This is a genomic window from Dolomitihabitans soli, from assembly GCF_022213955.1.
In the GTDB taxonomy this organism is placed as follows: Bacteria; Actinomycetota; Actinomycetes; order Streptosporangiales; family Streptosporangiaceae; genus Streptosporangium_A; species Streptosporangium_A soli.
Window position 1 is genome coordinate 25538 of the sequence record NZ_JAKNTW010000022.1, and the last position, 14176, is coordinate 39713.

The 14176-nt window shown below is 70.3% G+C and carries 13 protein-coding genes; 5 read left to right on the plus strand and 8 right to left on the minus strand.

Annotated elements, in window-relative coordinates; translation table 11 throughout:
* Positions 1-12: 12 nt before the first annotated feature.
* From MBA17_RS33585 to MBA17_RS33600, 4 genes are all read right to left on the minus strand, one after another.
* Entirely contained in the window at positions 13-840 is an 828-nt protein-coding gene (locus MBA17_RS33585; protein ID WP_238501215.1) for a carbohydrate ABC transporter permease, read from the minus strand.
* Positions 841-842: 2 nt separating this feature from the next.
* On the minus strand, positions 843-1775 hold the full coding sequence (locus MBA17_RS33590; protein WP_238501217.1) for a carbohydrate ABC transporter permease: 933 nt from the start codon (positions 1773-1775) through the stop codon (positions 843-845).
* Positions 1772-2803 (minus strand): LacI family DNA-binding transcriptional regulator, encoded by a 1032-nt coding sequence (locus MBA17_RS33595; RefSeq protein ID WP_238501219.1) that lies wholly within the window; start codon positions 2801-2803, stop codon positions 1772-1774. Before MBA17_RS33595 ends, MBA17_RS33590 begins: the two co-directional genes overlap by 4 nt.
* Positions 2804-3021: 218 nt before the next feature.
* Positions 3022-4032, minus strand: coding sequence for a phosphotransferase enzyme family protein (locus tag MBA17_RS33600; protein WP_238501222.1), 1011 nt, complete (start codon positions 4030-4032; stop codon positions 3022-3024).
* Positions 4033-4162: 130 nt separating this feature from the next.
* On the opposite strand from MBA17_RS33600, the gene MBA17_RS33605 reads away from it, so the two are divergent.
* Both MBA17_RS33605 and mihF read left to right on the plus strand, forming a co-directional pair.
* Positions 4163-4567 (plus strand): GlcG/HbpS family heme-binding protein, encoded by a 405-nt coding sequence (locus tag MBA17_RS33605; RefSeq protein ID WP_238501224.1) that lies wholly within the window; start codon positions 4163-4165, stop codon positions 4565-4567.
* A gap of 111 nt (positions 4568-4678) precedes the next feature.
* On the plus strand, positions 4679-4984 hold the full coding sequence (gene mihF, locus MBA17_RS33610; protein WP_238501226.1) for an integration host factor, actinobacterial type: 306 nt from the start codon (positions 4679-4681) through the stop codon (positions 4982-4984).
* Positions 4985-4994: 10 nt separating this feature from the next.
* On the opposite strand, the gene MBA17_RS33615 is transcribed toward mihF, so the two are convergent.
* Both MBA17_RS33615 and MBA17_RS33620 read right to left on the minus strand, forming a co-directional pair.
* On the minus strand, positions 4995-5642 hold the full coding sequence (locus MBA17_RS33615; protein WP_238501229.1) for a response regulator transcription factor: 648 nt from the start codon (positions 5640-5642) through the stop codon (positions 4995-4997).
* Entirely contained in the window at positions 5581-6882 is a 1302-nt protein-coding gene (locus tag MBA17_RS33620) for a sensor histidine kinase (protein ID WP_238501231.1), read from the minus strand. Before MBA17_RS33620 ends, MBA17_RS33615 begins: the two co-directional genes overlap by 62 nt.
* Before the next feature lie 227 nt (positions 6883-7109).
* On the opposite strand from MBA17_RS33620, the gene MBA17_RS33625 reads away from it, so the two are divergent.
* Positions 7110-8378 (plus strand): acyltransferase family protein, encoded by a 1269-nt coding sequence (locus MBA17_RS33625; protein WP_238501233.1) that lies wholly within the window; start codon positions 7110-7112, stop codon positions 8376-8378.
* 117 nt (positions 8379-8495) lie between these two features.
* Here MBA17_RS33625 and MBA17_RS33630 read toward each other — a convergent pair whose 3' ends face one another.
* Positions 8496-9506, minus strand: coding sequence for a WD40 repeat domain-containing protein (locus MBA17_RS33630; RefSeq protein ID WP_238501236.1), 1011 nt, complete (start codon positions 9504-9506; stop codon positions 8496-8498).
* A gap of 127 nt (positions 9507-9633) precedes the next feature.
* Between MBA17_RS33630 and MBA17_RS50650 the strand changes: the two genes are divergently transcribed.
* Both MBA17_RS50650 and MBA17_RS33635 read left to right on the plus strand, forming a co-directional pair.
* Positions 9634-10074, plus strand: coding sequence for a zinc ribbon domain-containing protein (locus tag MBA17_RS50650; RefSeq protein ID WP_455432910.1), 441 nt, complete (start codon positions 9634-9636; stop codon positions 10072-10074).
* Between the two features lie 44 nt (positions 10075-10118).
* Positions 10119-11627 carry a serine/threonine-protein kinase gene (locus MBA17_RS33635; RefSeq protein ID WP_238501238.1) on the plus strand — a complete coding sequence of 503 codons (1509 nt, stop codon included), beginning with the start codon at positions 10119-10121 and terminating at the stop codon, positions 11625-11627.
* Positions 11628-11852: 225 nt separating this feature from the next.
* On the opposite strand, the gene MBA17_RS33640 is transcribed toward MBA17_RS33635, so the two are convergent.
* Complete coding sequence (locus tag MBA17_RS33640; RefSeq protein WP_238501240.1) at positions 11853-14174, minus strand: penicillin acylase family protein; 2322 nt, start codon at positions 14172-14174, stop codon at positions 11853-11855.
* Positions 14175-14176: the final 2 nt, after the last annotated feature.

Genomic DNA, 14176 nt, shown 5'->3' on the forward strand with positions numbered 1-14176 from the left:
CTCCTATCGGGACTAACCCTTGACGGCCCCGGCCATCAGGCCGGACCTCAGCCGCCGCTGGATGATTGCGAAGAAAACGAGGCTCGGGATCGTCGCCAGCAGCGAGGCGGCGGCGAGCGGGCCGAGCCGTGAGACCCCCTCGGGACCGGTGAACTTCACCAGCGTGAGCGGGAGCGTGGCCACGTCCGGGTCCTTGAGCACGACCAGGGCGAAGAGAAACTCGTTCCACGAAGAGATGAACGCGAACAGCAACGTGGCGACCACCCCGGGCGCGAGCAGCGGCGCCACCACGCTGGCCAGCGCCCGCAGCCGTCCCGCGCCGTCCACCGAGGCGGCCTCCTCCAGCTCGCGCGGCACCGCCCTGACATATCCCTGCAGCATCCACAGCGCGAACGGCAGCACGAACGTGACGTGTACCAGCACCAGCCCGGTCAGCGTGCTCACCAGATCGAGGGCGCGCAGCACCATGAACAGCGGAATGATGATCAGGATGAACGGGAAGACCTGGCTGACCAGCACCCACCCGGTCGCGGCCCGGTTGAGCGCCGAACGGTGGCGCGCCATCGCGTAGGCCGCGGGCAGCGAGATCACCACCGTGATCACCGAGGTCGCCAGCGCCACGACCAGGCTGCGTACGGCGGAGCCCACCAGGTCCTGCTCGCCGAACGCGGCGGCGAAGTTGGCCAGCGTCGGGTCGGCGGGCACCCACGACGGATTCAGGTTGCCCATCTCCCGCGGCGTCTTCAGCGCCGTGGAGAACAGCCAGACCAGCGGGAACCCGAGGAAGACCACATATGCCACCAGGGCGACGTACTGCCCGGCGCGTCCCAGAGCTCTCATTGTCAGCTCGCCTCCCGCATCTGGCGCCAGAGATAGATGCCGAGCACGGCCAGCACGACGATCGCGAAGGCGACCCCGAGCATCGCGGCGTACCCGAAGAAGCCGTAACGGAACGCCTCTTCGTAGGCGAACAGCATCGGCAGCCGGGTCTGGCCGCCGGGCCCACCCTGGGTGAGCACATAGACCAGGCCGAACTGGTTGATGTTCCACACGAAGTCGAGCGAGGTGATCGCCACGATCACCGGCCGGAGCTGCGGAAGGGTGACGCTCCAGAACCGCCGCCACACTCCCGCGCCGTCCATCTGCGCGGCCTCGTGCAGTTCCTTCGGCACGCTCTGCAACCCGGCCAGCAGCACGACGGTCGTCTGCGGCATCCCGGTCCAGACCCCGACCACGATGATCGCGGGCAACGCGATCGAGAAGTCGTTCAGCCAGTCGATGTTCTGGCCGATCAGCCCGACGTCCTGCAGGGTCGCGTTCAGGATGCCCGCGTTGGGGTGGTAGACGAGCCGCCACATCAGCCCGATGACCACCGGCGGCATCGCCCACGGCACCACCGACAGCACCCGGGCCAGGCCGCGGAACCGCAGGTTCTGGTTGAGCAGCAGGGCCAGTCCGAGGGACGCGACGAACTGCAGGACCGTGACGGAGACCGCCCAGATCATGCCGATCCTGAAGGAGGACCAGAAGTCGTCGTCGGTGAGCAACTGCCCGAAGTTCGCCAGCCCGTTGAGTTCGGTCTCGTGGTTGAATCCGGCCTCGGCGTCGGTGAAGGCGAGGAAGACGCCGTAGAGCAGCGGGCCCACGCTGAACACCAGCACCGGGACCAGCGCGGGCAGCATGAGCAGGAGGATCTCGCGCCGCCCGGCGGGGGCGGGTCTCCGCCGCCGTCCCGGGCCCGCCGCCCTGGGCGGTCGCACGTCGGTGGCCGTCATCGGGTCTCCTCTCCGACCGTCGAGGCGCGGATCACCAGCCGGGGTTCGAAGGTGACGGCCCGGGGGGCGCGGTCGCCGTTCTCCAGCCGGTCGAGCAGCAGTTCGGCGGCGGCCTTGCCGCGCTCGGCCGAGCCGAGCGAGACGCTGGTCACGGCCGGCCAGGCGGCGGCCGCCAGGTCGACGTCGTCCATGCCGGCCACGGCCACGTCCTCAGGAACCCGCAGGCCGGCCCGCCGGAGCACGTCGAGCGCGCCCAGCGCGATCAGGTCGTTCGCGCACATCAGCGCGTCCAGGCCCGGCGCCCCGCCGTCCGCGGCCAGTCTGGCGAGCAGCCGCTCCGCCGCCTGCGCGCCCTCCAGGCGGTAGAAGTCGCCGACCTCCACCAGCCGCGGGTCGTACGGCAGGCCGAGCGCGGCCAGCGTGGCGATGTAGGCCGCGCCCCGTGCCGCCCCCGGCACGGTGTCCGGCGGGCCGTTGAGGAAGCCGATACGGCGCCGGCCGAGCGCGTGCAGGTGCTCCATGGCCAGCCGCAGGCCGCTGCGCGAGTCGGTCCGCACGTTGTCGACCGCGGTTCCCTCCGGCACCGAGCCGATGACCACGACGGGTGCCCGTGCCACGGTGATCGCCGTCACCAGTTCCGCGGTCACCCGCAGCGGGATCATGATGAGCCCGTCCACGTAGCGCTCGCCGAGGCTGCGCAGCACGTCGATCTCGTCGCCGACGTCCGCGTCGGTGGAGTGCAGCACGAGCCGGTAGCCCGCGGCCTTCAGCACCGGCTGGATCTCGCGGATCATCGCGAGGTAGACCGGGTTGCCGATGTCGGCCATGGCGAAGGCCACCTGGTTGGTCCGCCGCGATTTCAGCGACCTGGCCACCGAGTTGGGCACATAACCCAGTTCGTTGGCGGCCGCCAGCACCTTGCGCACGGTCTCCTCGCGCGTCGGCAGGCCGTTGAGCACCCGGGACACCGAGGCGATGGACACCCCCGCACGAGCGGCGATCGTGTTGATCGTCGGCCCTCCACTCACGATGCGGCCACCTGCCCGTCCTGGTCGAATACGACGGTAAACGTTTACGAAGGATCGCCGACAGCTATCGGTAAACGTTTACGGATGTCCCATATGAAACCTGTGCGTAACGTGCACGTCAAGTCACGACCACGTAACGCCAAACTCCTCCGGGGCCCTCCAGGCTCCGACGCCGGCTCCCGGTCGCGCGTCCGGCGATGGAAACCGGCCTCCCGCGCCTAGAGACCACCGCCGAGATAGCGCTCGGCCAGCTCACAGGTCCCGTCGGTGTAGCCGGCGCCCAGTTCGCGAGCGATGTCCACGGCCGTGTGGGTGCCGATCCAGGCGACCAGCAGCAGGCGGCGGAACATCACGAACGTCCAGATCTCCCGCTCCTCGGCCGGATCCAGCGGGAGAACCGTCCGGTAGCCGCGGGTCCAGGAGTCGATCATCTCGGGCGCCTGCGGGTGGTGCTCGATGAAGCTGAGCGCGGCCGCGAGGTCGTAGATGTACCAGCCGAAACCGCAGTCGTCGAAGTCGATCACGCTGGGCGCGTCCCGCCCGTCCACGAGCAGGTTCGCCAGCCGCAGGTCGGCATGGATCAGCCCGTAACGGTCCGCGCCCCCGCCGTGCCGTGCCAGCCGTACCCTCAGTTCGTGGTCCAGCCGGTCCAGTACGGCCCGCGCCTCGCCGCGCACCCCCTGGCCGTCCTGCCAGCGGCCCCAGCGCGCCTCCTCGCCCAGGGCGGCGTCGTAGTCCCAGTGGAAGCGGGTGAACCCGGGGGGCCGCCGCCAGCCCCTGGCGTGCCGGTGCATGCGGGCGGTGAGCGCGCCGAGCCGCTCGAACGCCTCGACCAGCCGGTCCGCCGCGGGCTCCGCGCCGGGGAGATGCTCGAACATCACACAGGTACGGCCTGGCCCGCCGTCCGCGCCGGCGACGGTCACCGCCCTGCTGCCGTCGGCGGCGGGCAGCACACGGGGAGTGCGGACGCCCTCGTCGCGGCGCAGCGCCTCCAGCCAGTCGAGTTCGGAGGCGATGGCCCGCGCGGAGTGATAGCCGAGCCGGTGGACCCGGAGGATCGCCCGCTGCCCGCCCGTCGGGTCGTCCACCCGGTAGGTCGCGTTCTCCGACACGTTGATCAGCGTCGCCGTCGTCTCGTCCGGCAGGCCGTACCGGCCGAGGGCGCGGCGCGCGATCTCGGCCACGCCGGCCATGACCCCGTCGCCCGCGGACAGGTCGTGAACCCGCATACAACCCTCCCAACCACGAAATATCGGGACATTATCCCGCGCCGTCTGATCTTGCGACGGCGGGACCGGCGGGATACGAACGAATCGGTCCCGCACCACCACCGGGGCGGCCCACGAGGAGGTTGACGCCGTGAATCGCGAGCTGGCCCTGCGGATGTGCGAGGCGGCGATCAAGGAGGCGGCCCGCACCGGCGCGCTCGTGTCGGTGGCCGTGGTCGACGCGGGCGGGCACCTCACCGCCTTCCAGCGGATGGACGGAGCCGGTATCGCCGGTCCGGTGCTCGCCCCCGCCAAGGCGCACACCGCGGTGGCGCACCGCGTCGCCACCGCCGATCTCGCGCCGATGGTCCAGCCGGGCGGCGAGCTGTACGGCCTGGCCGGTGACCGGTTCGTCTGCGTGGGCGGCGGCGTGCCCCTGTGGGACGGGGAGGGCGCCGGGGGGAGGGTGATCGGCGGGGTCGGAGTCAGTGGCGGTACCGTCTCCCAGGACGTCGCCTGCGCCGAGGCGGCGGCTGCCCTGTGGGAGACATCGTGACGACATTCCCTTCCCATGGGGGCCTGAACACGGAAAACTGCTGTCCGCCACGATTAGATTCGGTATCACGGGTAACACAAACCCGGTTCCTGACCCGAGGAGGAGACACTCATGGCACTTCCCACACTGACCCCCGAGCAGCGCCAGGCCGCGCTCGAGAAGGCCGCAGAGGCCCGAGCCGCGCGTGCCGCGCTCCTCGCCAAGATAAAGACCGGCGAGCTTTCCTTCTCCGACCTGCTCACCAGGGAGGACGACATCACCAAGAAGACCAAGGTCTCCCAGGCGCTGCGCGCCGTCAAGGGCGTCGGCCCCGCCAAGGCGACCGCCCTCATGGAGCAGGCGGGTGTCGACGTCAACCGGCGGATCGGCGGCCTCGGCGCCCAGCAGCGCCGCAAGCTGGTCGACGCCCTGGCCTGACCGGCCGGCCCTACGAACGGAGGTAAGTGAGCACGGCCAGCACTCGCCGGTGCTGGTCGCTGTCCTCCGCGTGCAGTCCGAGCTTGGCGAAGATACTGCGGATGTGCTTCTCCACCGCACCGTCGCTGATGACGAGTTGCCGGCCGATGGCAGGGTTCGACTTGCCCTCCGCCATCAGGCCGAGCACCTCGCGCTCTCTGGGGGTGAGAGAGGCGAGTGGATCGTCGCGGCGCCGCCGTACCATCAGCTGGGCCACCACTTCGGGGTCGAAGACCGTTCCCCCCGCCGAGACCCTGCGCAGTCCGCCGAGGAACTCCTCCACGTCGACGACCCGGTCCTTGAGCAGGTAACCGACCGCGCCGCGCGCGTCGGCGAGAAGGTCGTCGGCATACGACACCTCCACATACTGGGACAGGATCAACACCGGGGCGCCCGGCACCTGGCGGCGAGCCTCCACCGCGGCGCGCAGCCCTTCGTCGCTGAAGGTCGGCGGCATCCGCACATCGACGACGGAGACGTCGGGACGATGCCTCGCCACGGCCTTCACCAGGCTGTCTCCGTCGCCGACCGCTTCGACGACCTCGCAGCCGAACTCCTCAAGGAGCCTGATCAAGCCCTCCCTGATCAGCACTGCGTCGTCGGCCACGACTACCCGCACACGGCACCTCCGCGACGATCACCGTCGGCCCCCCAGTCGGCGACTCGACGACGAGTTCGCCGTCGACCGCGCGCAACCGGTCGGCCAGACCGGCCAGGCCGTGTCCCTTGGCGACGTGAGCGCCGCCGACACCATCATCCCCGATGGTCAGCAGCAGCACGTCACCCGTGCGGGAAAGGGAGACCGTGCACATCGTCGCGTGGCTGTGCTTCGCCACGTTGGTGAGGGTTTCGGCCACCACGAAATAAATCGTGTTCTCCAACGCGGCGGGGTACCGTTCCACCGTCTGGACGTCGATCTCCACCGGGATGGTGCACCGGCTGGCCACCGCGGCCAGCGCCGGGGCGAGCCCGCGGTCGGCCAGGATCGGCGGGGCGATGCCGCGCGAGAGGGCGCGCAGCTCGTCGAGGGTCTCGCGGGTGGCGAGGATGGCGTCGGCGATCGTGGTCTCCGCGGCGTGCGGGTCCTTGGTCATCTGCCGCTGCGCACGGGACAGTTCCATCGCGAGGTGGACGAGTCGTTGCTGCGGCCCGTCGTGGATGTCGCGCTCCAGCCGGCGCAGCGCCGCCGCCTCGGCCGACACCGCCGCCGCCCGGCCCTCCGCCAGGTCGTCGATCCGCTCGTGCAGCTCGGCCACCCCGGTCAGCATCGCCCGGCCGAGTCCCGCCTGGAACATCGCGACCAGGCGCAGCATCAGCGGCAGCGTGATCGCGAAGATCGCGCCGATGCCGAAGTTGATCGCGGCGTCGGCGACGTAGTTCCGGCCGAAGCCCAGCAACTCCCCCAGGCCCGAGTAGTCCGGGACGTTGAAGAAGATCCAGCCGTACAGGGGATAGAGGACCCCCGTGAGCGTGCCCGCCCACCACGTCACGGTCACCACGAAGCCCAGGATCGCGAAGGGCAGCACCACCACGCCGTGCAGCAGGTCCAGCCACGACTGGCCGTTGGTGATCGGATTGACCAGCCGGCGGAGGGTCCCGGCCTTCTCCGGCGCCTTCGAGTAGCGGGGCCTGGCCACCGGCCGGCCGAGCACCTCGGGCAACCAGCGGCGCTCCACGTCGGCGAACAGCCGGGCGATCAGCAACGTCGTCGCAAGGATCGGCAGCCCCACCCAGACCACGGTGAGCCCCACACCCAGGGAGAACCCCACGACCATCAGGATGAACCCGATGAGGGCCAGCGGGAAACTGATCAGCAGGTATCGCGTGTCGACACCGATCTGCTTCATGAGGGAGCGCATGGCCTCAACCGTACGATCCGGCGCCGGTTCGCTCGACAAGGAAGGCAGGCATCCTCACGGTAGGGCCCGCCCTACCTTCCCCGGTAGCGCCCGCCGACGGTAGGGCGGGCCCTACCGCGGACGGTGGTGCGCACTCTGCGGCGATGAGGCCAGGCCACGTCACTGTGCCCGCGACGTCCAGCGGACAGGCTCGATCCAGCCCGCCCCGCTGACGAATCGAGCTCGCCGTGACCGTCCTCCTGGAACGACCAGCGCCACGCGCCACGCCCGCGCCGCACCGCCCGCCCACCGCGCGCCGGGACCTGTTCATCGACGTCCTCAGGCTGTTCGGCATGGCCCTCGTGGTGCTCCAGCACTGGAGCATCCCGCTGCTGTCCTACGACGGCGTCCGCATCACCACGGGCAACGCCCTCGCGACGCCCGGCGTGTGGACCGTCACCTGGATCAGCCAGGTGATGCCGCTCGTCTTCTTCGCGGGCGGGGCCGCCAACGCGATCAGCTTCGGCCGCAGCACGGGCGGCGCTCCCGCCTGGCTGGCCGTACGGCTGCGCCGGCTCGCCTGGCCGGTCCTGGCCCTGGCGGCGGTCTGGATCCCGCTGCCCCACCTGCTGCTCGCCGCCGGCCTGCCGGCCCAGCCCGTCGAGGTGGGCTCCCGGCTGACCGGCCAGCTGCTGTGGTTCCTGGCCGTCTACGTCATCGCCGTCACCCTCACACCGCTGATGCTGCGCGCCCACGAGAGGTACGGCCTGCGCGTGCCCGCCGTACTGGCCGCCGGGGCCGTCCTGGTCGACGTCCTCAGGTTCACCAGCGGGCTGGACTGGGCCGGGTACCTCAACATCGTGTTCGTCTGGATGACCGTGCACCAGCTCGGCTTCTTCTACGCGCAGGGCCGCCTCACCCGGCCGGTCCCGCTCGCGGTCGGCGGCTTCGGCCTCGCCGCTCTGCTGGTGGCCTACGGCCCGTACCCGGGAAGCATGATCGGCCTGCCCGGCGCGGAGATCTCGAACATGGCGCCGCCCACCCTGGCGATGCTGGCCGTGGCCGCCGGGCAGCTCGGCCTGGCCGTCCTGCTCCGGCCGTTGATCATGCGGCTGCGCTGGCAGAAGGTGATCGGCTGGGCCGGGCCGCGCATCATGACCGTCTACCTCTGGCACATGCCCGCGCTGTTCGTCGTCACCGGCCTGGTCGTCGTCGGCCTGGGCATCGACACCCCCGCCCCCGGCAGCCTGGCGTGGTTCGCGGGCTGGCCGCTGTGGCTGGGCCTGCTGGCCCTGGTGATGTATCCGCTGCTGCGGTGCTTCGCCCGCTTCGAGGAGCCGCCCGCCCTGCCGTACGGCTCGGCGTCCTGGTCCGCCATGCTGGCCGCGGGAACGCTGGTCGGCGGCGGCCTGCTCACCCTGACCGTCACCGGTTTCGCGCCCGGTTTCGCGCCGGTGCTCGCGCTGATCGCCATCCTGGGCGGCCTGCTACTGACCGCCCCCGCGGCACGCGCGTAACGGCCTGCCGTCCGCGATGCGCACCACCGCCGACGCGAACGACGTCGACTGGTGCCGCGTTCCGTCCGGTCCGATACGCCTCCACAGGAGGGCATGTCGATCACGCGGTCAATGCCATCAGGTCGATGGGTCCCAGACACGTACGATCCCGTCTCGTCCCGCCGTCAGTACGACGTGGCGACCAGCCACCGGGGTAAGCGCCACGGTCCAGATTTCGCCCCTGTGTCCGGCCAGTGGGGCCCCGATCTGCCCGCCATCGGCAAGATCCCAGACCCGCGCCGTCCCATCGTCGCCGCCGGTCACCGCGAGTGTCCGAGCTCCGACCACCGCGGCGGCCAAGGTGGAAACACGGTCCTCGTGACCGGTGAGCAGGTTCCCGATCAGCCCGCCGCCGACCGCGTCCCAGATTCGTAGCTCGCCGGGGTCGGCCACCGCCAGCACGACTGGACGGCCACCGACCTCGGACAGCGCCACAGCGTTGACCTGGTCGCCGGCAGACCACTCGTGGACCGGCTCACCAGATTCAAGATCCGACATCAGGACTCTGCTGTCGCCGCCCGACACCACGACCGGCCGCCCACCGAGCCGCCCTATTACGAGACCGCACATCTCGTCCGAATGCCCGGGAAGCTCCCGGGGCTCCTGCTCCTCCGCGAACTCGTCATCCGAAGGACCCCACGCTTCCACTTCGGGATCCGACGGATCCCATATATAGACCTCGGGAATCGCCACGCCCGCCACGAGAACCGTGCGCCCATCCACCCGAGTCAGGTCGATCGCGTGAACACAGCTGCGAAACTCCGGCGGGGCATTGAGCAGGTCACCGCTCATCAAATCCCACAGGCCCGGCCCCTGGTGCTCCCCGCCCGCAGCGAACAGCACCTGCCCATCGACCACGTCTACGGCCACATGTGAGAAGTCCGGATACACGGGAATTCCGTACGACCCGTTATCGAAATCCGTCAGCGGTCGCTTCAGCCACTCATCCCCGAGCAGGTCCCAAGTCCACACGTCGCCGCCGTCGGCGCACACCACCAGTGGCCGCCCCTTTACATCGGCCACGGCGAAGTCGGAAAGATTCCCCTCGGACGGAATCATGCTGCTCGTGATCAACCGACTGTCAGCCATGCGGAGCATGCTAGTCAGCTTCTCGGCCGTAACGACCGAGCTTGCAGTTCCTCGCCGTCGATGGATTCGACGGTTCAGACCGCGTCGTCGGCAGCGTGACTCACAGCCCGCCACACCGCGCGAGGCGATGTCGCGGGCCGCGTTGACGTCGGCGTGCTCAGCGAAGCCACATGACGTACAGACGAAGGTTTCCTGGTCAGGCCGGTTCTTCTATAAGGCGGCCCGCGCCGGGATCGCGCTCGTTCAGGTGGATCCGGCTTACACCTTCCAGCAGCGCTCTGCCTGCGGGCATGTGGATATCACGCGGCGAGTTCCCGCTCCGTCTGGCGAGCGTTCGTACGCGAGCGCAGCCGGCCGACCGAGCGCTGGGAGTGGCGGGTCGGTGAGACCCGGCGCTCCCGGCTCTGCGCCGGCAACGCGTGGCGTCGGGGGTGAATTCGACAGCGCCCCTCATCACGGGCGGGCAACTCCCGGCCGGGCATGGGCCCCTACCGGGAGATCATGGCAAGGAATAGGTGCGGTAGCCGTGGAACCCAACCGCCGAACAAAACACCATAAATCCCGCTAAGGTGCGTAAGATCTACTCCCATCCGCCTCAGGAGTCACCGCCCGATGCCGCAAGCCGAACCATTACGCGCGGGTGACCCGGCGGGGGTAGGCCCCTACCGGTTCGTCGGGCGGCTGGGCGCGGGCGGCCAAGGCGTCGTCTACCTCGGGCAGGCCCCCGACGGCAGGCCGGTCGCGATCAAGGTGCTGCGGGAGGACGTGACCGGCGACGACCGCTTCGCCAAGGAGATCGCCGCCGCGCGCAGGGTCGAGCCGTTCTGCATCGCCCAGGTGCTCGACGCGTCGCTCGGCGGCCGGCCGTACATCGTGACCGAGTACGTCGAGGGGCCGTCGCTGCAGCAGGCGGGCCGGCACTTCGGGGCGGATCTGCAGCGGCTGGCCGTCGCCACCGCGACGGCGCTGGCCGCCATCCACCGTGCGGGTGTCGTGCACCGCGACTTCAAGCCCGACAACGTGTTGCTCGGCCGGGACGGGCCGCGGGTCATCGACTTCGGCATCGCCCGCACCCTCGGCGCCTCGGTCACCGTCACCAGCAGCGTCGTCGGCACCCCCTCCTACATGGCTCCCGAACAGGTCCTGGGACAGACCGTCGGGCCCCCCACCGACGTCTTCGCCTGGGCGCTGGTCATCGTGTTCGCCGCGACCGGCACCCCGCCCTTCGGCAATGACTCGATCCCGGCGGTGATCAACAGGGTTCTGTATGAGAACCCGCCGCTGGCCGACCTGCCGGAGCCGCTGCGCTCGATCGTGCACGGTTGCCTGGCCAAGGACCCCGCCCACCGCCCGGCCATGCAGGACGTGCTCTTCCAACTCATCGGCGGCCATGCACCGCCTCCTCCTCCGCCGCCGCCACCCCCTTCGCCTTCGCGTACCGGGCGGAAGACCGCGCCCCGGAACCGCCGCAATGCCGTGCTCGCGGCCACGGGGGCGCTGGGTGTGTCGGCCGCCGTCGCCACGGCCGTCCTCGTCTGGTCGGCGGACACGCCCCAGCCGAGCAGCACCAGCAGCGCGGTCGCCCTCCCTTCCGGCGTGGGCTCGCTCACTCCCAAGGAGCCCACCCCCGGCAAGGAGCGCACCCCCGCCAAGGAAAAGGCGAAGCAGTCCGAGAAACCACCGCGCGACCGACCCACTCGCACACCAGACGAGACCGCCACGAAGCCGACGGCAGACCCCACCTCCACACCGGCGAAGCAGACCGCGAAGGCGACCCCGAGCACCAAGCCGACGGAGACCGACGAACCCACCACGGCGACCGGCGGTGTGGGTTCGGTGAGCATAACCAAGGAGGCCATCGCACAGGGCGACTGCCTGCGCCACGACCTGGCGCTGTACGGCCACATCCCGGGCACCCGCAAGGGCACCGAGGTCAGCTACCGGTGGGTGATCAATGGGGCCGACAAGCCCAGAGTCGTCGCCACCACTCCGGCCAAGGCCATCCTCGGGCCCCCAGACTTCCCGAAGGGCGGCGTGTACCGGGTCGTCCTCCGTGTGATCACACCTGTCAGCGTCCAGAGAAGCGTCACGGTGAAGGTCTGCGACCCCGGCTTCGACTGACGACCAAAGCGCGGCCTCGCACGACGGGTCACATTCAACCGTTAACGGATGGGCTTGACCTGCTGTTACTTTGCCCGGCGCCGCAGTCCGCCACGTCGTTCGCGCCGGTGTGGGCGGTCCGGGATGAGGTCGTGGCGTTGTTCGACCAGGTGTCTCGCGCGCCGAGCGGTAATCGGAGTTGACCGGTCGATGCCGGTCAACTCCGGTCGCTCAACGTCGTGTACGTCACCCGCGCACTGTGGTGGTCCGCAGATGCGGGTCGGCGGCGATCTCGGCTTCGGTGAAGCGCCCGGTGACCCACTGGCCGCGCGAGAACAGGACCGTCTGGTCGGTGTGATGGGGTGAGGCGGGGTTGGCGGAGAGGGAGTAGGTGAGGATGGTACGAGTGCGGGGGCCGTCGGGGGTGAGTTCGACGGCCATCATGAAGCTGGAGCCGGTGTCCACCTCCGAGTAGCGCCCGTCGGGGCCGAGCGGGCCGCGCATGCGGACCCTGTCGAAGCAGCCCTCCCCCTCGGTGCAGCCGGGAACCGGGATCGAGGAGTAGCGCTGCGCCTGGCCCGGGGTGAGCGTCAGGGGGATGCGGTTGGCCTGGAAGAAGAGCACGGCATCGGCCAGTGCCTGCCGTACCGCCGGGTCGTCGCGCTTGAGCCCCCGCGGGGTGGTCAGCGGATGCGCGGAATCGAACGGCACCCGCCAAGGGCTGAATTCGGGCTCTCCCGGCTTGGTGGGACGCCTCATCCGGGTGAAGAACTCGCGCCACAGGATGGCCCCCTGGCCGTCCAGGGTGGCGCGCCCGTCCCAGTTCTCCAGCGTCCCGCAGGCCTCGCGCACGTTCACCCGCTCGCCGTCGGACGCGGTCGGTTCGGGGTGGGTACGGCACAGCTTCAGCAGATCCGAGCGCATCAGCTCGAAGCTGTAGTTGCGCTTGGCGTACGCGGTTTCCTGCAGCGTTTCAAGGGTGAAGCCGGGCGCGCCGAGCCCGTCGGCCCCGGACAGCCGCTGGGCGATCATGTCCAGGCTGACCCGGGGGCGCGGCTCCACGTCGGTGCGCGGCTCGCCCCACGCGCGCTGGTAGCCGGTCAGCGGCGCCGACGGGTTCGTCATCCAGAAGGTGTTGTTGGAGTTGGCCACGTAGTCGGCGCGGGTCAGCTTGGGTTGGTTGCCCGGCCCGAAGATGCCGGGCACGACGGCGTCGCGATCCTTCCCCCACAGGCACGCGGAGGTCGAGCCGTCCAAGACGTATGCCTCCAGCCCCGGAATGGGCGAGGGCTTGGCGCAGCGGCGGGCCTGGGCGTCGGTGACGTGGGGGACGACCGAGGCGTCGGCGAAGTGGGCGGTCCCGCCGATGTCGGTGGCGAGCGTGTGGACGAACGCCATTCCCTGATGGGTGACCTGGGCCGCACGTAGCTGGGCGAGGTTCCTCGCTCTGGCCATCGCCAGCCACTCGTCGGCCGTGCGCAGATTGGCGGCGTTGGCGTCGGCCAGCGCGTAGGCGACCTTGTCCGTGTGCCCGGCGGCGAGCACCGGGCCGTAGCGCGAGGTGTAGAGCGTGTGGCCCGTGGTGGTGCCGTCCTGCAGGGTGACCTCCACCTCCTGGCGGCCCAGCGGCTCCGCCCGGCCGTCCACCAGGTAGCTGGTACGGTCGCCCGCGAGCTTCAACTGGTAGACGGTGAAGCGCTGGGCGTGCGAGACGGTGTGGGTCCAGGCCACGCTCGCGTTGTGGCCGATCTGGACGACCGGCGTGCCGTACAGGCTGCCGCCGGAGACGTCGAGCACGCCGGGGATGGTGAGCTGCACCTGGTAGAAGCGGCGGATCCCGTTCCATGGGAAGTGCGGGTCGGCCAGCAGCATGCCGTGGCCGTCGCGCGTCGCCTGGCGGCCCAGCGCCCAGCCGTTGCTGCCCGGAGCCTGTCTCTTGACCGGGCCTTCGGCCTGCGGCTCGGCGACCCCGGTGATGGCCTCCTTGAGCTGGGAGCTTCCGGCCATGCGGTTGAGGTCGAGCAGGTTGTTCCACATGTCCATGGCCGTGATGGGGCCGGCCCAGGCTTTGCCCCGGCAGGTGGGGTCGGGCAGGTTCGCCACGCCGGTTTCCTGGAGGTAGTCGTTGTAGCCCGCGACGTAGCCGTCGACCAGGCGGCGCAGTTCGTCACTCGGCCCCACCGGCGCGGGCCGGGCCAGCAGCCGCCGCACGACGCCCGAGTCCGTGACGCTCTTGTAGTAGACGTCGCTGGCGAAGTTGGTGACCGGGCTGACCGGGTCGTCGGACATGGCCGTGGCGCCGAAGTGCCGGGATCGCTCACCCCGCAGCGTCACCACCCACGAGGCCAGCACGCAGAGGTTGTCCTGCGCGAAGGCGTAGCCGTACCCGAATCCGAGGCCGCCGTAGTCCTTGGCGGAGATGTGCGGGATGCCGTACTCGGTGCGCCGGATCGTGGCGGAGTGGCGCTCGTCGCCGGCCACGGCAGGCGTGTTCGCACGCACCACCACCACGGTGGAGGCGAGCAGGACCAGCGCGATCAGCACGGCCAGTCGCGGTCTGAGCGTCATGG